Consider the following 381-nt stretch of genomic DNA (forward strand, 5'->3'; position numbering starts at 1 on the left):
GTTTCCGTGGAAGCCGGGCGAGGCACCGATGCCGCTGGTGGCGCTGATCGGTTCCGAGGCGCCGGGCCGCATCGAATGGGCGCTGTCGCATAAGGCCGATGCGCAGCTGCTGAAGCCGGTCGGCAATGCCGGCGTCTACAGCGCGCTGCTGATCGCGCGCCAGAGTTTCGAGGCGCGAAAACACCTGGCCAGCGAGATCGCCTCGCTTCGCCAGCGCGTTGCCGAACGCCAGACCATCGTTCGCGCGGTGACGGCACTGGCGAAAGGCGCCGATGACGGCCGCGCCTATGCGCAGCTGCGCTCGCTGGCGATGAGCTGGCAGATCAGCGTCGAGGATGCCGCGCGGCGGATCGTGGCAATGACAAGCGAAGAAGCAACGGG

Annotated in this window: 1 protein-coding gene; it reads left to right on the top strand. The window is 68.0% G+C overall.

Going from position 1 to position 381, the window contains the following annotated elements; translation table 11 throughout:
- Window positions 1-381, top strand: a 381-nt coding sequence (locus ENZ75_RS34180; RefSeq protein ID WP_245481389.1) for an ANTAR domain-containing protein, incomplete at both ends; no start/stop codon positions are given.

The sequence above is a fragment of the Mesorhizobium sp. M7A.F.Ca.CA.002.04.1.1 genome, from assembly GCF_004022805.1.
GTDB lineage: Bacteria > Pseudomonadota > Alphaproteobacteria > Rhizobiales > Rhizobiaceae > Mesorhizobium > Mesorhizobium ciceri.